Here is a 21,371-nt window from a genome sequence, read left to right as displayed (position 1 = left end):
CTCAATAATTCCGAGTGCCTGAAACATTTGTGTTTCAGGCACTTTTCTCACAGCGGAAAGTTTTTTGATCTTCTTAAATAACTAAAAAATAAAAGTCATTTTTTGGTAATCATCTAACTGTTTTATGTAAAACAATAGTTTGTTTCCATTCTAACACTATCCTCCTTTAGGATAGCTTTTTAGGCTTTTAAGAACTTTTTAAGGAAAAGTGGTATACTGTTTCTAAAAAATTGAAGGGATCCTTTATGAAAAAGACTGCTATTTTTGAAGATGTCGTCTCTATTATGACTCACGATTCATCTACCATCAAAGATAGAAAAGGATGCGATCCAGAGCCTTTTCGAGAAAAAATTACAGATGATATGACGGATGATGCCTTTCTTTATCAAGTCAGGTCCTACCTAGCTAGTTTTGGAGTGATCGGCCATGTTTCCTTTGGAAAGAAAAAGGCCCCCAACAAAGGTTTTTTATTGCGCTCGACAGACGACGGTCTCTTTGTAGAAGGGGCAAATGAAGATACGGGACTTCAAGTAGGAGATCAGATCTTAGCTTTGGATGGAAGTGACTTGGAGCAAGTAGCCTCTCTTCATAAGGACTATTTTATCAGCAAGACCCCTGAAAGACACTACCGAGAATGGGCAGATTTGATCTCTCAGTCCACAAGGGTCACCCTGCTTCGGGAAGGGGTAGAACATACCATTGAAGTAGTACCCAGTCGAGAATCAATCCAAGATCAGATTTTTTGGAAACAATTAGACGATGAGATTCTTTATCTTCGTCTGGATAATTTTATGGATGAAGTAGCCATTAGTCGGGTATATCAAGAGTGTTTACCGATGATGACGGAGGTCAAGTTTCTTCTCATCGATGTCCGGCAGAACGGCGGAGGGACAGATTCTCTATATCTTCCTCTGTTACATCTAGGCTTAGAGAAGGATCAGGGCTATGATTCGCTTGACTGGGACGATGATGGCATGGAAATTCTCTATACGGAACGCAATGTCGACTTACGCTTGAAGGATTTTGAGGACTGGATGCAACAGGAAGAAATTAGTCCTGAAACAGCTAAACTGCTTGAAGCTATGAAAGAGGAGTTGCTCTGCCATCGGGGGAAAGGCTATGTACCGTATCAGCAAGAAAGCGAGGAATTCTTCCCAGAGGTTAGAGGTGGCCACTATCCTGAACGGATCTTTATCTTATCAGATATTTATTGTGGATCATCTGGTGATAATTTTGTCCAGATGATGAAGCAGTTTAAGAAGGTAACGGTGGTAGGTAGACCAACTCTAGGAATTTTAGACTATTCCAATTGTTGTACTGTTGATTATGGCGATTATCAATTGATGTTTCCTACCTCTCGCTGTCTAAGCTTGGATCAAGGAAAAGGAATGACGGATCAAGGTGTGGAGCCGGATATAGAGGTTCCCTGGAGTCCCGACTATTTTGAAAGAGATGTAGATCTAGACAAGTGTTTGGAGTTGATTCGTCAGAGTTTCGAAACGGCAAGATAATGCTTAGATAGCGGTTGGCTTAAATCAGGATAGTAATCGTCTCTTATGGTAACGTTTTCTAGTATTTTTTCCTTGTGTTTGGATTGCTATGACTGAACAAAAAATGGTAAAATAGTCAGTGAAAATCAAAATGAAGAGTGAAAAAGATGAAACATAAAACACTTTATAAATTTATAGGGCAAACAATTTTGTATTTCGCTATTTTCTTAGCCCTACTCTATTTCTTTAGTTACCTTGGTCAAGGTCAGGGTGGCTTTATCTACAATGAATTCTAAAGGAGATCCCTACCGTGTCAAACCAACCAATTACTGATATGATTGAGGCGATTGAACATTACGCCCAACTACAACCAGACTATCCTGTCTACAATGTCCTTGGAGAAGAGCATACCTATGGCCAATTGAAGGCTGATTCAGATAGCTTAGCGGCCCACATTGACCAAATGGGACTTCCTGAAAAGTCACCTGTTGTGGTCTTTGGTGGACAAGAATATGAAATGTTGGCAACCTTTGTGGCCCTGACCAAGTCTGGCCACGCCTATATCCCAATTGACAGCCACTCTGCCTTGGAGCGCGTGTCTGCTATTGTTGAAGTGGCTGATCCAAGCTTAATTATCGCCATCAATGAGTTTCCAATTGAAAATCCAGCTGCTCCAGTCATGTCCTTGGAGCAAGTGCGTGAAGCTTATGCGGCTCAGAATATGTATGACTTGCAACATCCGGTCAAGGGGGATGATAACTACTACATCATCTTTACCTCGGGGACAACTGGAAAACCAAAAGGGGTGCAAATTTCACACGACAACTTGCTCAGCTTCACCAACTGGATGATTACAGACAAGGAATTTGCGACGCCAGAGCGTCCGCAAATGTTGGCCCAACCACCTTATTCCTTTGATTTGTCTGTCATGTACTGGGCACCGACCTTAGCTCTTGGAGGGACCCTTTTTGCCCTTCCATCAGCCATTACTCAAGACTTTAAACAACTCTTTGCGACCATCTTTTCTCTTCCGATTGCTATCTGGACTTCAACGCCATCTTTTGCAGATATGGCCATGTTGTCTGAAGATTTCAATGCTGAAAAGATGCCAGGCATTACCCATTTCTACTTTGATGGGGAAGAGTTAACGGTTAAAACGGCTCAAAAACTGCGCGAGCGTTTCCCAAATGCTCGGATTATCAATGCTTATGGACCAACGGAAGCGACGGTAGCTTTGTCGGCAGTTGCTATCACAGATGAAATGCTAGCGACTCTTAAACGCTTGCCAATTGGTTATACTAAAGAAGATTCTCCAACCTTCATTATTGATGAGGAAGGAAACAAATTGCCAAATGGAGAGCAAGGAGAGATCATCGTGTCTGGACCGGCTGTTTCAAAAGGTTATATGAATAATCCAGAGAAAACAGCAGAAGCCTTCTTCGAATTTGAAGGACTTCCAGCCTACCATACGGGAGATGTTGGTACCATGACAGATGAAGGTCTTCTTCTCTATGGTGGTCGAATGGACTTCCAGATCAAGTTTAACGGCTATCGTATTGAGCTAGAAGATGTTTCTCAAAACTTGAACAAATCTCAGTACATCGACTCGGCTGTTGCAGTGCCACGCTACAACAAAGATCATAAGGTTCAAAATCTCTTGGCCTATGTCATCTTAAAAGATGGCGTCAAAGAGCAATTTGAACGCGAGATTGATATTACGAAAGCCATCAAGGAAGATTTGGAACACATCATGATGTCTTATATGATGCCTTCAAAATTCCTTTACCGTGATAGTTTACCGCTAACTCCAAACGGGAAGATCGACATCAAAGGGTTGATTAGTGAGGTTAACAACCGATGATCGAGTTTTTGAAACAGCTCCCTCATTTAGAACCCTATGGGACCCCGGTCTACTTTATTTATCTGATTGGGGCCTTATTGCCCATCTTTGTTGGCCTCTTCTTTAAAAAGCGATTCCCAGTCTATGAAGCCTTGGTCAGTCTCACCTTTATTGTTCTAATGCTGACAGGGACGGATTTGAAACAAATCTATGCGGTTCTTTTCTACCTCTTTTGGCAAATCCTTTGGGTCTACTCCTATAAATTCTATCGAAGCCAGCGTGATAACAAGTGGGTTTTTTACCTCCACTCTTTCTTGGTCGTTTTGCCCTTGGTTTTTGTGAAGGTGCAACCAGCCATTGATGGCACCCAGTCTTGGATGGGCTTCCTTGGGATCTCTTATCTGACCTTCCGAGCAGTGGGTATGATTATCGAGATGCGAGACGGAACCCTCAAAGACTTTAGTCTCTGGGAATTCTTGCGTTTCTTGCTTTTTATGCCGACTTTTTCAAGTGGGCCGATCGACCGCTTCAAACGCTTCAATGAAGATTATCTGACGATTCCGGATCGAGATGAGCTTCTAGATATGTTGGAGCAGAGCGTCAAGTATATCATGCTTGGCTTCCTCTATAAGTTTATTCTAGCTCATATCTTTGGCCATCTCTTACTAGGACACGTCAAGACCTATGCCCTTCTTCAAGGGGGAATCTTTAACCTAGGCACCTTAGGGGTCATGTATGTCTTTGGTTTGGATCTCTTCTTTGACTTTGCAGGCTATTCTATGTTTGCCCTTGCGGCATCTAATTTGATGGGAATTAAGAGCCCGATCAATTTTAATCTCCCTTTCAAATCACGTGATTTAAAGGAATTTTGGAATCGCTGGCACATGAGTTTGTCCTTCTGGTTTCGTGACTTTGTCTTTATGCGTCTAGTCATGGTTTTGATGCGCAACAAGGTCTTTCAGAGCCGGATTACAACGTCAAACGTTGCCTATATTATTAACATGTTGGTCATGGGCTTCTGGCATGGAGTGACCTGGTATTATGTAGCCTATGGTCTCTTCCACGGTCTAGGTCTCGTGATCAATGATGCCTGGCTACGGAAGAAGAAGACACTGAATAAAGAGCGCAAAGCAAAAGGACTGGAGCCCCTGCCAGATAATCGCTGGACGCAGGCTCTTGGAATCTTTATTACCTTCAACACCGTTATGCTGTCCTTCCTGATCTTCTCAGGTTTCTTGGATCAGCAATGGTTTCCAAAAATGAAATAAGAAAAGGAAAAATGAAAAATGGATGTAAAATCACAAGTAATTGAAATTATTGACGAATTGTTTATGGAAGATGTATCAGACATGATGGATGAGGATCTCTTTGATGCGGGTGTTCTTGATAGCATGGGAACCGTTGAGTTGATTGTTGAATTGGAAAACCGCTTCGATATTCGGGTTCCAGTATCTGAATTTGGTCGTGATGACTGGAATACTGCCAACAAAATCGTAGAAGGTGTCATGGAGCTTCAGAATGCTTAAACGATTGTGGCTGATTCTGGGTCCAGTCTTTTGCGCCATGGCTCTTGTCGCTACTCTTCTCTTTTTCTATCCGATTAACCACAAACATAATCTGACAGAGGAGAAAAAGGCCGCAGTGAGCTTGACGGCAGAAGGCTTTAAAAGTCGTGCCCGTAAGGAAGAAGCGCTCGGGGATCCCAACTATCGTTTTGTACCCTTCTTTGGTTCCAGCGAATGGTTGCGATTTGACATCGTCCATCCAGCAGTACTAGCAGAGAAGTATGATCGCTCTTATCGTCCGTATTTTTTAGGACAACGAGGGGCAGCGTCCTTGAACCAATATTTTGGGATGCAGCAAATTCTTCCTCAACTAGAAGGGAAAACGGCTGTCTATGTGGTATCGCCCCAGTGGTTTACGAAGGATGGTTATGATTCATCGGCCTTTCAGCAATACTTTAACAGTGACCAATTAACGAGCTTTTTGGCCAATCAGGAAGCTGGACCAGCAAGCCAGTATGCGGCATCTCGTCTCTTGCAGCAGTACCCTAATGTTGCTATGCAGGGAGGAGTTCAGAAGCTAGCCAAAGGTCAAAATCTATCTAGTTTTGAAAAAGGTCTCAATCAGACCCTCATGCGCTTTGTTCGTCGGGAGGATGCCTTCTTTAGCACCTTCACGGCAATGAATAATAGCAACTATGAGAAGAAAGTTCTCTCTCGCTTAAACGACTTGCCAGATACATTTTCTTACGAAGCCTTGGAAGAGGTGGCGACGGCGGAAGCCAAAAAGAAAACCAATAATAATAAACTAGGCATTAGTAATAGTTTTTATACTCATCGTCTTGCGAGTAAGCTCAAGAAACTCAAAGGATTCCAAAAGAATGAATCCTATGAACAATCCCCAGAATACAATGATTTACAACTGGTCTTGGATCAGTTTGCTCAATCTAAAACCAATGTCATCTTTGTCATCCCTCCAGTGAACTCGAAATGGATGGCTTATACAGGCTTGAGTAAAGAAATGTATCAACGGACAGTTGAAAAAATCCGTTACCAACTAGAAAGTCAAGGCTTTACCCATATTGCTGATTTTTCTAAAGATGGTGATAAACCCTACTTTATGCAGGACACCATTCATATGGGCTGGAATGGATGGTTGGCATTTGATAAGGCAGTTGATCCTTTTGTCTCCAACCCTCAACCGGCCCCTGAATACAAGATTAACAATCGTTTCTTAAGTCAGGACTGGGCTAACTATAAAGGTCAGCCGGATCAATTTAAGTAAGATGCGAAGAGGTTGAGAATACCCAGTCTCAACCTTTTTTCCTATAGTTTTAAAGAAACTTATCCCCATATTCACAGACTTATCCTCAGACTTGTGGATAAGTCTATCTACTAGAAAGAGAGAAACTGGTAAACCATGAAAACAATGAAGAAAATAGCTGTTTATGCGATTCTTCAAGGAATCGTGATCTTTCTCATTACGGGCCTCATCACCCAATTCATCAGAGGAGACTTCTTTTTCCGTAACTTGGCTCCAATATTTGGAGTCTTGGCAGCTATCATGCGTTTTGGAACAGCTAGTCTGATGAAAATCTTGGCCCCAACCCTATACGATGAAGAGGCCAAACAAGAGAAAACTCCTACCGGGAAAGAAGCTGGATAAAAGAACTGTTTTTTCTGGAAAAATCTCTGGAAAAGCACTTATCTGACAGGCTTTATGGTAAAATAGAAGGAAGAATATTAGTTTGGAGAGTAAAAATACAATGAAACGTTCCATGTATGCTGGACGTGTTCGTGAGGAACACATTGGACAAGAACTGACCCTCAAAGGATGGGTAAGTCGACGCCGTGATTTGGGTGGCTTGATCTTTATTGATTTGCGGGACCGTGAAGGGATTATGCAATTGGTCATCAATCCGGAAACAGTCAGTTCGGAAGTAATGGCAACGGCCGAGAGCCTTCGTAGCGAATATGTGATCGAAGTGACAGGTCAAGTTGCTGCCAGACAGCAAGCTAATGATAAAATTGCAACAGGTCAGGTTGAATTGCACGTTTCTTCCTTGACTGTCCTTAATACGGCAAAAACCACACCATTTGAGATCAAGGATGGCATTGAAGCTAACGACGATACCCGTCTACGCTTTCGATATTTGGACTTGCGTCGTCCAGAGATGTTGGAAAATCTGAAATTGCGTGCCAAGGTAACCCACTCTATCCGGAACTACTTGGATGAGCTGGAATTTATTGATGTGGAAACACCTTTCCTTTCCAAGTCAACTCCAGAAGGGGCGCGTGACTATCTCGTTCCATCTCGTGTTAACAAGGGTCACTTTTATGCCTTGCCTCAAAGCCCTCAAATCACGAAACAATTGTTGATGAATGCTGGCTTTGACCGCTATTATCAAATCGTTAAGTGTTTCCGTGATGAAGATTTACGCGGAGACCGTCAACCTGAGTTTACACAGGTCGATTTAGAAACCTCCTTCCTGACAGAGCAAGAAATTCAAGATATAACGGAAGGTTTAATCGCGCGTGTCATGAAAGAAACCAAGGGGATTGAAGTGACCCTTCCTTTCCCACGGATGAAGTACGATGATGCGATGGCTCTTTACGGATCTGACAAGCCAGATACTCGTTTTGAGATGCTCTTGACAGACTTGACAGAAGTTGTAAAGGGTGTAGACTTCAAGGTCTTCTCAGAAGCTCCAACAGTGAAAGCCATTGTGGTCAAAGGAGCAGCAGACAACTACTCACGTAAAGATATCGATAAGATAACCGAAGTAGCCAAACAATATGGGGCTAAAGGTCTTGCATGGGTCAAGGTAGCTGATGGTGCTTTAAACGGTCCAGTTTCTAAGTTCTTGACAGATGTGACAACAGAGTTGACAAGTGCTTTACAGTTGGAAGAAAAAGATTTGGTCCTCTTTGTAGCGGATACACTAGAAGTAGCTAATGCAACCCTAGGTGCTCTTCGTTGTAGAATTGCCAAGGAATTAGACCTTATTGACAACAGTCAATTCAACTTCCTTTGGGTGGTAGATTGGCCAATGTTTGAGTGGTCTGAAGAAGAAGGCCGTTACATGAGTGCCCACCATCCCTTTACACTTCCGCAAGCAGATACAGCTCATGAATTAGAGGGCAATCTTGCCAAGGTACGTGCCATTGCCTATGACATTGTGCTCAATGGTTACGAACTTGGAGGAGGAAGTCTCCGGATCAACCAAAAAGAATTGCAAGAACGAATGTTTACGGCTCTCGGCTTCTCTAAAGAAGATGCGACTGAGCAATTTGGTTTCTTGCTAGAAGCTATGGATTATGGTTTCCCTCCACATGGTGGATTGGCTCTTGGTTTGGACCGTTTTGTCATGTTGTTAGCTGGTGAGGAGAATATCCGTGAAGTGATTGCCTTCCCTAAGAACAACAAGGCAACAGATCCAATGACCCAAGCTCCTTCTACAGTAGCCACCAAACAACTGGAAGAGTTGAGTCTACAAGTAGAAGTCAAAACTGAGGAGTAAGAATAAAAGCGGAAAATCAGCAGAAGTAGCTTCTGTGATTTTCCCTTTATTTATAAATTGAGAGATAGTCATGAAAAAAACTCGCTTAGGTAAGATCTTACGTTATTATGTGAGAAGAATTGCTTATAATTTTAAATTATTACGGGTCTTGAAAAGTATTTCCCGCGAAAAGTATGATGAAAAGATTTCAGCCTCATTGGTCTATGGATTTTTATCTGCGATTGCTGTGAACTTCTTTTTCCAGCCGGGACGTGTGTATTCGAGTGGCGCGACAGGTTTAGCACAGATTGTTTCGGCCCTTAGTGATCGATTTTTGGGCTTTACCATTCCTGTTTCCTTGTCATTTTATGCCATTAATCTACCCTTAATGATCATCGCCTGGTATCAAATTGGCCATAAGTTTACCATTTTCACCTTTATCACGGTGTCCATGAGTTCCTTCTTTATCCAATTTGTCCCAGTAGTTACGCTCACCAATGACCCTATCATGAACGCCCTGTTTGGGGGTGTAGTTATGGGGACAGGGATTGGTTTTGCTCTTCGGAATAATATCTCCAGTGGGGGAACCGATATTGTCAGTTTGACCATTCGAAAGCGAACGGGCAAGAACGTCGGCAAAATTTCTCTTATCGTCAATGGGACCATCATGTTGATAGCAGGGATGACCTTTGGTTGGAAGTATGCCCTCTATTCGATGATTACCATTTTTGTTTCCAGTCGAGTGACAGATGCTGTCTTTACCAAGCAGAAGCGGATGCAAGCCATGATTGTCACTAGCCAACCGGATAAGATTATTGAGAAAATCCATAAACGATTGCACCGTGGGGCAACCATTATCCATAATGCTGAAGGGACCTATAATCATCAGGAAAAAGCCGTCTTACTCACGGTTATTACCCGAGCAGAGTTTAATGAGTTTAAATTTTTAATGAAAAAAGCAGACCCTCAAGCTTTTATAACAATTTCAGACAATGTTCATATTATTGGACGTTTTGTCGAAGTAGAAGATTAAAAATTCCTGCAAGAAGTTCTTGCAGGAATTTTTTTATGCTTGTTCTACCAAGATCCAACCATAGCCTGGAACGGTAAATTCTTCTTGAGAAAGCTCTTGCTCTCTCCCAAACACATGAGGGTAGGCAATTACTAATCTTGCTGATTGTTTGAGTCGATAAGTCCATTCTTGATCCCCAAGGTTGACCAAGATAAGCAACTTACGACCGTCTTTCTCAATACTGTAAGAGAAGGTCTTCTCTGAGATCCAAGTGACTTGGCAGTAATCCCGTATATCTTGAGCCTTGTCAAAGCGAAGGAGCTCTTCCTCTTTTCGATAGGCAATCAATTCACGCAGGAACTGAATATCTGTTTCATAAGCTGTAGAAGAAAGCCAGTCTAGTTGATTTAGAGCATCTGGAAGATTGTAAGTATTCTCTTCTAAGCCCTTGCTGCGATAGAACTCTTGACCAGCATGTAGGAAGGGAACTCCTTGAGCCAAGAGGACGAGATGCAAGCCAAGTCGAGCTTTAGCCTGACGCACCTCCTCTGAAATGTTTGGATTTTCAACCTTGAGGTAGTCAAAGAAGGTTGCGTTATCATGGCATTCCACATAGTTAATTGCCTGTTGAGGACGCACAAAGTGGGGGGCTCCTTTGAGTCCGACGTTACCAGTCAAAATATTAGCCAGGTCATTGGCCTGATAGTGACTGTCTACACGTCCTTCGTTCAGGATGCTTCGTTTAATGGTATCACGGAAGTTGTCACTAAAGAAGCCATACGGACGAAGTTGACTGGCATTGTATTGATGGGCCAGGAGTTCAGGATCCAGTCCAGTATCCATCTTCCAGCCTTCTCCATAAAGGTAAATGTTGGGGTAAATGGCTGCTAATTCTTCTTGAATTTCCATCATGGTTTGGCGGTCAAGAATACCCATCAGGTCAAAGCGGAAACCATCAAAGCCGTAGAGTTGAACCCACTGCTTGACTGACTGCTTGATGTAGTTGCGCACCATGGCTCTCTCGCTGGCTACATCGTTGCCACAGAAGGTTCCGTTGGTTCGTTGGCGATCCTGGTCATAGCGATAGAAATAGCCTGGGACAATCCGCTCAAAAGCAAATTCATCAGAGAGGTAAACATGGTTATAGACCACGTCCATGATGAGGCTGAGATCGGCCTTATGATAGGCATCAATCACCCGTTGCAACTCTAGGATCCGTTGGTAAGGATCATTTGGCTGGCTACTAAAACTTCCTTCAGGAACATTGTATTGCACAGGGTCATAGCCCCAATTATAACCAGCAGTAGGATTTGTTTCGTCTACGCTTCCAAAATCATAGAGGGGCATGAGTTGGACATGAGTAATGCCAAGTGATTTCAAATAGTCAAAGCCAAAGGTCTGGTCTCCATGCTTAGGAGATTCTAAGAGGGCTGGGAAGGTTCCAGGATGTTGGAAACCAGCTTCTTTTTGCATGGAGAAGTCCCGGACGCTCAATTCATAAATAATGGCCTGAGTCGGATCTAGTTGGGTTGTGGCTCTCTGAATGGGGCGTTCAATCTTGTGTCGGTCGATGACATAGCTAGCTCCTGAATTGGCTTCAGAAGAAAGAGCATAAGGATCATGAACGATATGGGTTACACCGTTGACTTGATGTTGGTAGTAGTAAGAGGCTTTTTCCCAATCTCCCTCAAGTTCTAGACGCCAAACTCCTTTTTCTGTCCGCTCCATCGGGTAGGTAGTTTGGTTGATCAAGAGCTCAACCTCTTGAGAAATGGGAGCCCAGAAGGCAAAGGTCGTTTTTTCTTTTGAGTAATGAGCTCCTAAATCCTCTCCATCATAAGCATATAGCTGATCAAAGATCGGTTGACGGACAATATCCCGGTATTGAAGGAGACAGGTTTCCCCTTTAGCGTTGGAGAGAGTATAGCTTTGACTCATGTCGATGGGAAGGGGGCTTCGAAGAGTTTTTTCTTCCTCTGTCGGCAAGAGTTCAATCGCTTTCGAACCAGACGTCAATGTAAAAGGAAGAAAGGCCGTTACGTTCTCTCCTCCTTCCATGCGAATCAAGTCTTGGTCATCTAAATAAGCTGCAAAGTGTGTGGTCATAGGTTCTCCTAAAGTTCAATAATCGAATGTTCAATGAGTTGTCTGTAGCAAACAGTTTTGTTTTCCTTATTGTCTTTAATAATTTGGAGTAAGGTTCTAACAGATTCACGTCCTAGTTCTACCGTATTGATATCAATATAGGCGTCAATAGGAATCCGTGGTTTAATGGAGTCAAAGGAGATGATTGGAAGATCGACCTGTTTGTCACTCAAGTACCTCCGAACCCCTTCAGCAACCAGAATATCTGTTGTCATAAGTGCCTCTAGTTCTTCAAAAGGCAGGGTATCCATGATTTGATAGGAATTCTCCTCTAGCAAGAAACCGAAGGAGAATTTAACCAATTCCTCACGAAGTGGGATCTGGTGACTGGCAAGAGCTTCTTGGTAGCCCTTGTAACGGTCTTGGGATACGGCTAATTCCTTATTTCCTCCAAGAAAGGCGATGTTTTGATAGCCTTTCTTGATAAAATATTCTGTTGCATCAAAGGCTGCTTTCACATTGTCGTTATCCACTAAGGATACAAAAGGTGAAGTTGCTTTTCCCAAAATCAAGAAAGGAAATTTATCTTGAATACAGAAGTCAACCAGAGGATCATTCAATTTGGAATAGAGGAAGATGAGCCCATCTACCCGCTTACCATAAATCATTTGTTTGAGTTGCTCGAGACGGTGGGTCTCATTGACCCCAGTACAAATCTGAATGGCATAGCCATGGTCAGAAGCTACCTGACTAATCCCACGGAGGACCGTAGGGAAGAAGGGGTTTTGGAAGAATACATCACTTTCATCAGGCAAGACAAGGGCAATGACCTGACTGGACTGGCTCACTAAGCTACGAGCATTGAGGTTTGGATGGTAATCCAGTTCTTTCATGGCAGAACGAACCCGTTTTTTAGTGGCTTCACTGATGGTAGATTTATTTTGAATCACTCGTGTAACGGTAGATGGTGCAACGCCGGCAAGTTTGGCGACATCTTTGATAGTGACACGCATATAGGACCTCCCTAAGGTTTGTAATCTGGATCCCGGAAATGAGTCTTATAGAAGGCAAGCGCGAGGAACAAGACAAATAGGATATTTTGGATCAAGATGGTTGTCGTAAAGACTTGGTGGAATACTAAACTGATCAGGACGCTCGCAAGAATAGGCAATCCTAGACAGTTGAGGGTGAAATTGAAGCATTCTTTAAAGGTCTTGAGAGAGAAGAGACGTGACTTCCGTGTCAAGAAGAGGAAGAAGGAAGCTCCAAATACTAAAATGGCAAAATTCACAGCAGATAAGAAACCTGAGAAGAGGACGAGAAAGAGGCTAACAGCCAATCGATTGGCCTGGAACCAATCTTTGGAAATGGCCTTAGTGAGTTCTTTTTTGTCCTGGATGCTCTCTTGATTGATGGCTTGGTAAGGAATCGTAGCTAGTTCTTTCTTTTCTTTACTTACAATCAATTGGTTTTTATCGAAATAAAGAGTTAATTTTTCTCCTAATTGAGTTCCTTCGTGATGGCCTAAGATAACATGACCAGCCTCATTTTTATGAACTCCAAAATGACTGTTATAGACTAGTTCTCGCTGATTTATCTGTATGTTTTCTTTTAAATCCTTCATAACATCGTCTGTTAAGGGATCAAAGACATCACTAACGAAGGTGGTTAAAGGGTAGGTCTGTAGTTCTGCATTCTGAATGGCAACAGGAATGAGGGTCAAGGATAGAAGAAAGAGTGAGGTAAAGATCATTTGGAACCAATTAAGTTGTTTGCGGTTGGCAAATGCTTTTCTTACCTGAAAAAGGCTGGAAAAATAATTAAATGGATAGGGCATGAAGTGACCTTTCTAATCTCCGGGATGGATTTCCCTTGTATGGAGAGCATAACATGATTTTATCCTTAACCAAAGATGGGAGAGAGACTAGTAGCAAATCAATCAACTTGCTACCCTTGTCCCACTCCCATCCTTTCCTTAAAGATAAAATTTATGTGACTGGGAGAAAAGCACGAGAGGAGATCTCGTCCTTTTCATCATAGCTGGAAGGTTATAGAAAAGTTTATCTTATCCTTTATCTCCACCAGCTGTCAAGCCTGAAACAAAGTTCTTTTGAAGGAAGAAGAAGAGCACACAGATTGGGACTGCAATCAGAATCGCACCTGCCGCAAAGAAGGCAATCTTTTGATTTTTTTGGTCACTGATAAAGGTTTGAAGACCAACAGCTACCGTGTAATTGATTTCGTCACGAAGCAAGAATTTAGACAAGATGTAGTCTCCAAAAGGTCCCATGAAGGCCCAAAGTGCCTGTACCGCAATCATTGGACGCACCAATGGAAGGACGATTTGCCAGAAGCGACGGAAGTGTCCAGCACCATCCAATTTTGCAGATTCATCAAGTGAAATTGGGACTGTATCGAAGTAACCCTTCATCAACCAAGCGTTCATCGGGATTCCCCCACCGACATAGAGGAAGATGAGGAACCAGCTGTGGTTCAAGGCATTCAACATCAAGGCCATAACGAAGAAGGCAGTCAAAGCAGCCATGGTAGGCACCATTTGGATAATCAAGAAGAAGACCAAACTTTGCTTACGAGCCAAGAAGTTGTAGCGGCTGTATGCATATCCTGCCAAGGTAATGATAGATGTTTGAGCGACCATGGTAATAATGGCGATGATCAAGGTATTGAGATACCAAGTACCATATAAGGTGTCCGTAAAGAGTTTTTGGAAGTTATCAAAGCTGAGACTGCCACTGAAATCAAGTGTAAAGGCACTGACGTTACCCGTTTTGAAGGCTGAAAGAACCGTGATCAACAATGGATAGATGATGATGATGGAAAGGACAACCAAGTAGAGGTAAGTCAAGAAATGATTAAGGCGGCGTTTAAATTGAACTGAATTTTTCATTTTACACATCCTCCATATCAAATGCGTGCAGTTTCTTGAAGGCAATCATCGAGATCGAGATGACAATCAGAGAGATAATCAACGTAACCGCAGCAGCCATTGAGTATTGAGGTGATGAGTTCGTTGTCAATTTATAGATCCAAGAAATCAAGATATCTGTCGAACCAGCATTACCACCAACAGATCCAGGTCCACCATCGTTAAAGAGGTAGATAATGGAGAAGTTGTTAAAGTTGAAGGTGTATTGGCTGATGAGAGTTGGTGCCGCAACCGCCAAAATCATTGGGAAGGTAATGTTGCGGAATTTTTGCCAAGCGTTGGCCCCATCAATATAGGCTGCTTCGTAAAGGTCGTTTGGAATAGATTGCAAGATTCCGAGTGTCAAGACGTAAATGTAAGGGAAGCCGAGCCAACCTTGCATCATAATCAAAGCAATCTTCGTCCAGGTAGGATCAGTTTTCCAAGGAATGAGAACCCCATCCAAGAATGGGAAAATCTTCGCAAAGAGCGGAAGGACTTGCGCATTGATGGCCCCGATACTATCGTTGAACATGTTTGAGAAGGTCAAGATCGTAATGAAGGCAGGAACCGCCCAAGGAAGAAGGAAGATAACACCGAAGATGCGTTTTCCTTTAATGAATGGTTGGTTGGCAATAATAGCCGTTAGGATACCAAGAACGATTTGAAGAGTAGAAGCTGCCAAGGCCCAGATCAAGGTCCAGCCCAATACAGATGTAAAGGCAGAACGGAAGGTACTCAAAGTCCACATGTTGGTGAAGTTTTGAAGTCCGATCCAATCAAGGAGCGTAAAGCGAGCTGTATGCTTAAAGTCGTAGTTGGTAAAGGCAATCATCAAGGTAACCAAAACAGGGAAGATGATTGCAAAGGTCATGGCAATATAAGAAGGGATGATCAAGAGATATGGGAAGCCATTTTCATAGATAGCATTCACCATCTCTTTTAGGGTCTTCGGCACTCGAATACCGTTATTAATCCGCTTAGCTACAGTACCCGCATCTTTGATATTCAAGGCGTAGAACATCAAATAAACGACGGTGATAATTAAGTGGAAGGCCCCACGAATCAAGATAAAAAGAGAATTATCTTTTCCACGGACAGTACCGAGGGTAACGAGTTTAGACAATTCCTCCAAACCAATACCGAAAAAGTAAGCGAGAAAGACAAGTGTTACACCAAGGAAGATGTATCCTTTTGCTTTCTGTTTGTTATAGATTTGTCCCAAGCCAGGAATGAGGGATAACCACATTGCCTTTTTTGGATTTTGTTGTGTTTCCATATCGACTCCTTATAAGTGAGCGACCAGAGGCCACATCACAGCTAAAGGCTGGGAAACACTCCCAGCCCCTTGGGAACTGTATTACTTGCCACCGAATTTTTGTTCGATAGTTTCTTTGATTAATTTAACAGCACCGTCAGCAGCATCTTTAGCAGATTTCTTACCACTTACAGCGTCGAAGAGCATAGTTGCAGCTGGATCCCAAACAGTACTCATTTCAGAGATGTTTGGCATTGGTTGTGCATTTTCAAACTGTTTAACAACGGCAGTTGTCAATTCATCGTTTTTACCAACAGCGTACTCACGAGCTTCTGTGTTAGCTGGCACTTCGTTCGTCTTATCGTAGAAAGCTTTTTGTTGATCAGTTGAAGTCAAGAAGTCTACGAATTTTTGAGCTGCTTCAGGGTGGTTAGCACCTGCAGGGATAACCCAAGCTTTACCACCACCGAAGGCAGAGTAAGCTTTTCCGTTTGGAAGAGTAGGGATTGTTGCTACACCGTAGTTTACTTTGGCTTCTTTCAATGAAGATGCTTTCCATGGACCATCGATGATGGCTGCTGTCTTACCTGATTGGAATTGAGTTTGGATGAAGTTTGCAGCACTTTTAGTGTCTTGCAATCCTTTAGGCCATTTAGCGTACCAAGTTTTTGCGTATTCGATACCGTCGATCGCACCTTGGTTGTTCAAACCAATGTCTTTTGGATCTGTACCATCTTTACCGAAGACATAGCCACCGTTACCTGAAAGGAGTCCATATGCATAGTAGAAGTTTGTCCAGTCAGCAAGGAAGGCAGTGTTTTTACCATCTTCATCAGCGAAGTCATACTTGCTGTCTTTTGCCAATTCTTCAAGTTCGCCAAATGTTTTTGGAGCTTCTTGCAAGAGGTCTTTGTTGTAGTAAAGAACCAATGTTTCGATAACAGCTGGTGCACCGTATACTTTACCACCGTTTGTTACAAGTGATTCAGTTGTTTTGTCAGTCTTGCTGTCTTTGTTCAATGTCACTTCAGCCAATTGACCGTCGTTACCAAGGCCACCTACACGGTCGTATGGTGCCATCATAACGTCTGGAGCTTTACCAGATTGGTTGTCAAGAGACAATTTGTCCAATCCACCAAGAGCGTCACCTGTCTTGATCGTTACTTTTGTTCCACTTTCTTTTTCAAAAGCTTTCGCAGCTTCTTCCATGTAAGCTTTGTAGCCATTGTCAACGTATACTGTCAACTCGTTTTCAGAAGCAGCAGAGTCGTCTTTTTTGCCTCCACAAGCTACCAAAAGAAGTGATGCGAATCCAACTGTACCAAGTACAGCAGCGCTTCGAAGAATTGTGCGTTTCATGATTTATTCCTCCTAAAGAATAAAAATAAGATTATTAGTTGAAAACGTTTTAGACAAACGTTTTCCTTAACACGAATAGTATATCACAGAGAGAAAACGTTTGCAAGCTCTTTGTGCAAAAATTTTTTAAAAATTTTTATCTTCTATTAAATACACACAAATAGTTGACAAGAAAATGAGAAAGGGATAAACTAGGCGTGGGGTGAACCCGCAGAAAAAATCATAAAAGTTTAGGAAACCTCTTGCATAAACCACAAGAATACTTTATAATGGACACGTAACGCAAACGTTTTCCTTGAACGTTGCATAACGATGATCTAAGGTCATTTATAAATAGGCTAAATTTATTTCTATGTCTGAAAGTTGGTCGCTTCTTATGCCTTCTAAGAGTCGGAATGAGAACTGGAACAGAACAGAGTAGAAAGTTGGTCTATTTTTCTTTGAAACAAAAAATATTAAACTAAAGGTGGTACCCTCAATGAAAAAACGCCAAAGTGGTGTCTTGATGCACATTTCATCCTTGCCTGGGAAGTATGGAATCGGTTCGTTTGGTCAAGCAGCTTACGATTTTGTCGATTTCCTCGTTCGGACTAAGCAACGGTATTGGCAAATTTTGCCTCTCGGAACAACTAGTTATGGAGATTCTCCTTATCAATCCTTCTCGGCTTTTGCAGGCAACACCCACTTTATTGACTTCGATCTCTTGATCGAGCAAGGGCTCTTGGATGCATCTGATGTTGAAGGTGTTGATTTTGGTCAAGACCCAACAGAAGTAGACTATGCAAAGATCTTCGAACAACGTCGTCCTCTTCTAGAAAAAGCGGTTAAAGCTTTTATCGAAAACGGTGATTGGGATGACTTCAGCCGTTTTGCTGAAGAAAATGCAGCTTGGTTGGAATTGTTCGCAGAATACATGGCTATTAAAGAGCACTTTGAATTAAAAGCATGGACAGAATGGCCAGACGCTGCGATTCGTGTACGTCAACCGGAAGCCCTTGCATCCTACCGCGCTCAATTGGAAGATAAATTGACTTACCATCGAGTAACACAGTATTTCTTCTTCAAACAATGGTTGAAATTGAAAGCATACGCTAACGACAACCATATTGAGATCGTAGGTGATATGCCAATCTACGTAGCGGAAGATTCAAGCGATATGTGGGCAAATCCTCATCTCTTTAAAACAGATGAAAATGGAAAAGCAACCTGCATCGCAGGATGCCCACCAGATGAGTTCTCAGCAACTGGTCAGCTTTGGGGCAACCCAATCTATGACTGGGAAGCAATGGACAAAGATGGTTACAAATGGTGGATTGAACGCTTGCGTGAGAGCTTCAAGATCTACGACATCGTGCGGATCGACCACTTCCGTGGTTTTGAATCTTACTGGGAAATCCCAGCTGGTTCTGATACAGCAGCACCAGGTAAATGGGTCAAAGGTCCTGGCTACAAACTCTTTGCTGCAGTGAAAGAAGAACTCGGTGATTTGAACATCATCGCAGAAGACCTTGGCTTCATGACGGACGAAGTCATTGAGCTTCGTGAGCGCACAGGCTTCCCAGGCATGAAGATTCTTCAATTTGCCTTCAATCCTGATGATGAAAGTATCGACAGCCCTCACTTAGCGCCAAATAACTCTGTTATGTACACTGGTACACATGATAACAACACGGTTCTTGGATGGTACCGCAATGAAATTGACGATCCAACTCGTGAGTACCTTGCTCGTTACACCAACCGGAAAGAATACGAATCTGTTCCACATGCGATGCTTCGTACCGTCTTTGCTTCAGTCAGCTTTATGGCCATCGCTACCATGCAAGATTTGTTAGAGTTGGATGGCTCAGCTCGTATGAACTTCCCATCTACCCTTGGTGGCAACTGGGCATGGCGGATGACAGCGGATCAATTGACTCCTGCTGTTGAGCAAGAATTACTTGATTTCACAACCATCTATCGTCGTGAAAATACTGACTTGGTGAAAGAAGAAGCGAAAAAAGCAGAAAAATAATCTTTCCCCCTATCTAATTAAAACACAAGGAGACACTTAACCATGGAATCATTACAAAAATATGTGATTGACCATCATCAAAAAACAATTGCAGAATGTTCAAACGAAGAATTGTACATTGCTTTGCTTAATTACACCAAGCAAGCAAGTGCCCAAAAGAAATTAAATACTGGTAAGAAAAAAGTTTACTATATCTCAGCTGAGTTCTTGATTGGTAAACTCTTGTCGAACAACTTGATCAACTTGGGTCTGTACGATGACGTCAAAAAAGAATTGGCTGACGCTGGCAAAGACTTGATCGAAGTCGAAGAAGTGGAATTGGAACCATCACTTGGTAACGGTGGTTTGGGACGCTTGGCAGCCTGCTTTATCGACTCTATCTCAAGCCTTGGTTTGACAGGGGATGGGGTTGGTTTGAACTACCACTTTGGTTTGTTCCAACAAGTCCTTAAAAACAACCAACAAGAAACCATTCCAAATGCGTGGTTGACTGACCAAAGCTGGCTCGTTCGTTCAAGCCGTAGCTACCAAGTGCCATTTGCACACTTTACCTTGACTTCTACGCTTTATGATATCGATGTACCTGGTTACAAGATCGAAACCAAGAACCGCTTGCGCTTGTTTGACTTGGATTCAGTTGATTCATCCATCATTGAAGATGGTATCAACTTTGACAAGACAGATATCGCTCGCAACTTGACTCTTTTCCTTTACCCAGATGATAGTAACCGTCAAGGGGAATTGCTCCGTATTTTCCAACAATACTTCATGGTTTCAAACGGTGCACAATTGATCCTCGACGAAGCGATCGAAAAAGGAAGCAACTTGCATGACCTTGCTGACTACGCAGTTGTACAAATCAATGATACTCACCCATCTATGGTCATTCCTGAGTTGATCCGTCTCTTGACTGAACGCGGTATCGAAATGGATGAAGCCATCTCTATCGTTCGTAGCATGACCGCTTACACTAACCACACAATCCTTGCAGAAGCCCTTGAAAAATGGCCACTTGAATTCTTGCAAGAAGTGGTTCCTCACTTAGTACCAATCATTGAAGAATTGGACCGTCGTGTTCGTGCTGAACACAAAGATCCAGCTGTTCAAATCATTGATGAACACGATCGTGTCCACATGGCCCACATGGATATCCACTATGGATACAGTGTAAACGGGGTTGCTGCTCTCCATACTGAGATCTTGAAAAACTCTGAATTGAAGGCCTTCTATGACCTTTACCCAGAAAAATTCAACAACAAAACAAACGGGATCACCTTCCGTCGTTGGCTCATGCATGCCAACCCAAGCTTGTCTCACTACTTGGATGAGATCCTTGGACGCGATTGGCACCATGATGCTTCTAAATTGGAAGACCTTCTCTCATACGAAGATAAAGCAGCTGTCAAAGAAAAATTGGAAAACATCAAAGCCCACAACAAACGTAAATTGGCTCGTCACTTGAAAGATCATCAAGGTGTAGAAATCAATCCAAACTCTATCTTTGATATCCAAATCAAACGTCTTCACGAGTACAAACGTCAACAAATGAACGCTTTGTATGTGATCCACAAATATCTTGACATCAAGGCTGGTAACATCCCTGCTCGTCCAATCACAGTCTTCTTTGGTGGTAAAGCAGCTCCTGCCTACACAATCGCTCAAGACATCATCCACTTGATCCTTTGCTTGTCAGAAGTCATCGCAAACGATCCAGCAGTGGCTCCACACTTACAAGTAGTAATGGTTGAAAACTACAACGTGACTGCAGCAAGCTTCTTGATCCCAGCATGTGATATCTCAGAACAAATCTCATTGGCTTCTAAAGAAGCTTCAGGTACTGGTAACATGAAATTCATGTTGAACGGAGCTTTGACGCTTGGTACTATGGACGGAGCTAACGTGGAAATCGCTGAGTTGGTTGGAGACGAAAACATCTACATCTTCGGTGAAGATTCAGAAACTGTTATCGACCTTTACGCAAAATCAGCATACAAATCAAGCGAATTCTACGCTCGTGAAGCAATCAAACCATTGGTTGACTTCATCGTCAGCGACGCTGTTCTTGCAGTTGGTAACCAAGAACGTTTGTCTCGTCTTCACAATGAGTTGATCAACAAAGACTGGTTCATGACCCTTCTTGACTTGGAAGACTACATCAAAGTCAAAGAGCAAATGTTGGCTGACTACGAAGACCGTGACGCATGGTTGGATAAAGTCATCGTTAACATTGCCAAAGCAGGATTCTTCTCATCTGACCGTACAATCGCTCAGTACAACGAAGATATCTGGCACTTGAATTAATTTGTTTTCGACATTCTAGAAGCAATATACTTAGAAAGAAGAGCTCCTTTTGAATCATATCCTGATTTAGAGGGAGCTTTTTTAGCA

17 protein-coding genes are annotated in these 21,371 nt (G+C 42.6%); 11 read left to right on the top strand and 6 right to left on the bottom strand.

The genetic code is table 11. The features are described from left to right. Window positions 1–245: 245 nt before the first annotated feature. The 9 genes from EAI95_RS07150 to EAI95_RS07110 all read left to right on the top strand — a co-directional run bounded on the left by EAI95_RS07150 (window position 246) and on the right by EAI95_RS07110 (window position 9,365). On the top strand, window positions 246–1,511 hold the full coding sequence (locus tag EAI95_RS07150; protein ID WP_129822591.1) for a S41 family peptidase: 1,266 nt from the start codon (window positions 246–248) through the stop codon (window positions 1,509–1,511). A gap of 146 nt (window positions 1,512–1,657) precedes the next feature. Continuing rightward, on the top strand, window positions 1,658–1,786 hold the full coding sequence (locus EAI95_RS07145) for a teichoic acid D-Ala incorporation-associated protein DltX (protein WP_006595368.1): 129 nt from the start codon (window positions 1,658–1,660) through the stop codon (window positions 1,784–1,786). Window positions 1,787–1,800: 14 nt separating this feature from the next. Next, a complete protein-coding gene (dltA, locus tag EAI95_RS07140; protein WP_129822590.1) occupies window positions 1,801–3,351 on the top strand; it encodes a D-alanine--poly(phosphoribitol) ligase subunit DltA in 1,551 nt (516 codons plus the stop codon). Next, entirely contained in the window at window positions 3,348–4,598 is a 1,251-nt protein-coding gene (gene dltB, locus EAI95_RS07135; protein WP_129822589.1) for a D-alanyl-lipoteichoic acid biosynthesis protein DltB, read from the top strand. The genes dltA and dltB overlap by 4 nt, the downstream gene beginning before the upstream one ends. 18 nt (window positions 4,599–4,616) lie before the next feature. Beyond that, entirely contained in the window at window positions 4,617–4,856 is a 240-nt protein-coding gene (gene dltC, locus EAI95_RS07130; RefSeq protein WP_006595371.1) for a D-alanine--poly(phosphoribitol) ligase subunit DltC, read from the top strand. Continuing rightward, a complete protein-coding gene (gene dltD, locus EAI95_RS07125) occupies window positions 4,849–6,117 on the top strand; it encodes a D-alanyl-lipoteichoic acid biosynthesis protein DltD (protein WP_048715048.1) in 1,269 nt (422 codons plus the stop codon). The genes dltC and dltD overlap by 8 nt, the downstream gene beginning before the upstream one ends. Window positions 6,118–6,261: 144 nt before the next feature. Then, entirely contained in the window at window positions 6,262–6,498 is a 237-nt protein-coding gene (locus EAI95_RS07120; protein WP_173018621.1) for a hypothetical protein, read from the top strand. A 100-nt stretch (window positions 6,499–6,598) separates the two neighbouring features. After that, complete coding sequence (aspS, locus tag EAI95_RS07115; RefSeq protein WP_129822587.1) at window positions 6,599–8,353, top strand: aspartate--tRNA ligase; 1,755 nt, start codon at window positions 6,599–6,601, stop codon at window positions 8,351–8,353. 70 nt (window positions 8,354–8,423) lie between these two features. Beyond that, window positions 8,424–9,365 carry a YitT family protein gene (locus EAI95_RS07110; protein WP_048690300.1) on the top strand — a complete coding sequence of 314 codons (942 nt, stop codon included), beginning with the start codon at window positions 8,424–8,426 and terminating at the stop codon, window positions 9,363–9,365. Between the two features lie 33 nt (window positions 9,366–9,398). Here the strand turns inward: EAI95_RS07110 and pulA are convergent, their stop codons facing one another. The 6 genes from pulA to EAI95_RS07080 form a co-directional block, all read right to left on the bottom strand. Next, window positions 9,399–11,450 (bottom strand): type I pullulanase, encoded by a 2,052-nt coding sequence (gene pulA, locus EAI95_RS07105; RefSeq protein WP_129822586.1) that lies wholly within the window; start codon window positions 11,448–11,450, stop codon window positions 9,399–9,401. 8 nt (window positions 11,451–11,458) lie between these two features. After that, on the bottom strand, window positions 11,459–12,442 hold the full coding sequence (locus EAI95_RS07100) for a LacI family DNA-binding transcriptional regulator (protein WP_129822585.1): 984 nt from the start codon (window positions 12,440–12,442) through the stop codon (window positions 11,459–11,461). Window positions 12,443–12,453: 11 nt separating this feature from the next. After that, window positions 12,454–13,266 (bottom strand): DUF1189 domain-containing protein, encoded by an 813-nt coding sequence (locus EAI95_RS07095; RefSeq protein ID WP_129269754.1) that lies wholly within the window; start codon window positions 13,264–13,266, stop codon window positions 12,454–12,456. Window positions 13,267–13,494: 228 nt separating this feature from the next. After that, window positions 13,495–14,337 carry a sugar ABC transporter permease gene (locus EAI95_RS07090; RefSeq protein WP_006596980.1) on the bottom strand — a complete coding sequence of 281 codons (843 nt, stop codon included), beginning with the start codon at window positions 14,335–14,337 and terminating at the stop codon, window positions 13,495–13,497. 1 nt (window position 14,338) lies between these two features. Then, the gene (locus EAI95_RS07085; protein WP_129822584.1) at window positions 14,339–15,634 is read right to left on the bottom strand and encodes a sugar ABC transporter permease; all 1,296 of its coding nucleotides are present in this window, start codon (window positions 15,632–15,634) and stop codon (window positions 14,339–14,341) included. 81 nt (window positions 15,635–15,715) lie between these two features. Beyond that, window positions 15,716–16,972 (bottom strand): extracellular solute-binding protein, encoded by a 1,257-nt coding sequence (locus EAI95_RS07080; protein ID WP_129822583.1) that lies wholly within the window; start codon window positions 16,970–16,972, stop codon window positions 15,716–15,718. A 478-nt stretch (window positions 16,973–17,450) separates the two neighbouring features. Here EAI95_RS07080 and malQ point away from each other — a divergent pair, with 478 nt between their 5' ends. Both malQ and glgP read left to right on the top strand, forming a co-directional pair. Continuing rightward, entirely contained in the window at window positions 17,451–18,983 is a 1,533-nt protein-coding gene (gene malQ, locus EAI95_RS07075; RefSeq protein WP_129269758.1) for a 4-alpha-glucanotransferase, read from the top strand. A 42-nt stretch (window positions 18,984–19,025) separates the two neighbouring features. Further along, the gene (glgP, locus tag EAI95_RS07070; RefSeq protein ID WP_023027393.1) at window positions 19,026–21,284 is read left to right on the top strand and encodes a glycogen/starch/alpha-glucan family phosphorylase; all 2,259 of its coding nucleotides are present in this window, start codon (window positions 19,026–19,028) and stop codon (window positions 21,282–21,284) included. Window positions 21,285–21,371 lie beyond the last annotated feature (87 nt).

The organism is Streptococcus sp. bf_0095 (assembly GCF_004166885.1).
Lineage (GTDB): Bacteria > Bacillota > Bacilli > Lactobacillales > Streptococcaceae > Streptococcus.
This window is presented reverse-complemented; position numbering and strand designations above follow the sequence as displayed.

Excerpts from the sequence above, each read along its gene's own strand:
- EAI95_RS07150 (WP_129822591.1), top strand. The coding sequence starts at position 246 with ATGAAAAAGACTGCTATTTTTGAAGATGTCGTCTCTATTATGACTCAC.
- EAI95_RS07145 (WP_006595368.1), top strand. The coding sequence starts at position 1,658 with ATGAAACATAAAACACTTTATAAATTTATAGGGCAAACAATTTTGTAT.
- dltB (WP_129822589.1), top strand. The coding sequence starts at position 3,348 with ATGATCGAGTTTTTGAAACAGCTCCCTCATTTAGAACCCTATGGGACC.
- dltC (WP_006595371.1), top strand. The coding sequence starts at position 4,617 with ATGGATGTAAAATCACAAGTAATTGAAATTATTGACGAATTGTTTATG.
- dltD (WP_048715048.1), top strand. The coding sequence starts at position 4,849 with ATGCTTAAACGATTGTGGCTGATTCTGGGTCCAGTCTTTTGCGCCATG.
- EAI95_RS07120 (WP_173018621.1), top strand. The coding sequence starts at position 6,262 with ATGAAGAAAATAGCTGTTTATGCGATTCTTCAAGGAATCGTGATCTTT.
- aspS (WP_129822587.1), top strand. The coding sequence starts at position 6,599 with ATGAAACGTTCCATGTATGCTGGACGTGTTCGTGAGGAACACATTGGA.
- EAI95_RS07110 (WP_048690300.1), top strand. The coding sequence starts at position 8,424 with ATGAAAAAAACTCGCTTAGGTAAGATCTTACGTTATTATGTGAGAAGA.
- pulA (WP_129822586.1), bottom strand. The coding sequence starts at position 11,450 with ATGACCACACACTTTGCAGCTTATTTAGATGACCAAGACTTGATTCGC.
- EAI95_RS07100 (WP_129822585.1), bottom strand. The coding sequence starts at position 12,442 with ATGCGTGTCACTATCAAAGATGTCGCCAAACTTGCCGGCGTTGCACCA.
- EAI95_RS07095 (WP_129269754.1), bottom strand. The coding sequence starts at position 13,266 with ATGCCCTATCCATTTAATTATTTTTCCAGCCTTTTTCAGGTAAGAAAA.
- EAI95_RS07090 (WP_006596980.1), bottom strand. The coding sequence starts at position 14,337 with ATGAAAAATTCAGTTCAATTTAAACGCCGCCTTAATCATTTCTTGACT.
- EAI95_RS07085 (WP_129822584.1), bottom strand. The coding sequence starts at position 15,634 with ATGGAAACACAACAAAATCCAAAAAAGGCAATGTGGTTATCCCTCATT.
- EAI95_RS07080 (WP_129822583.1), bottom strand. The coding sequence starts at position 16,972 with ATGAAACGCACAATTCTTCGAAGCGCTGCTGTACTTGGTACAGTTGGA.
- malQ (WP_129269758.1), top strand. The coding sequence starts at position 17,451 with ATGAAAAAACGCCAAAGTGGTGTCTTGATGCACATTTCATCCTTGCCT.
- glgP (WP_023027393.1), top strand. The coding sequence starts at position 19,026 with ATGGAATCATTACAAAAATATGTGATTGACCATCATCAAAAAACAATT.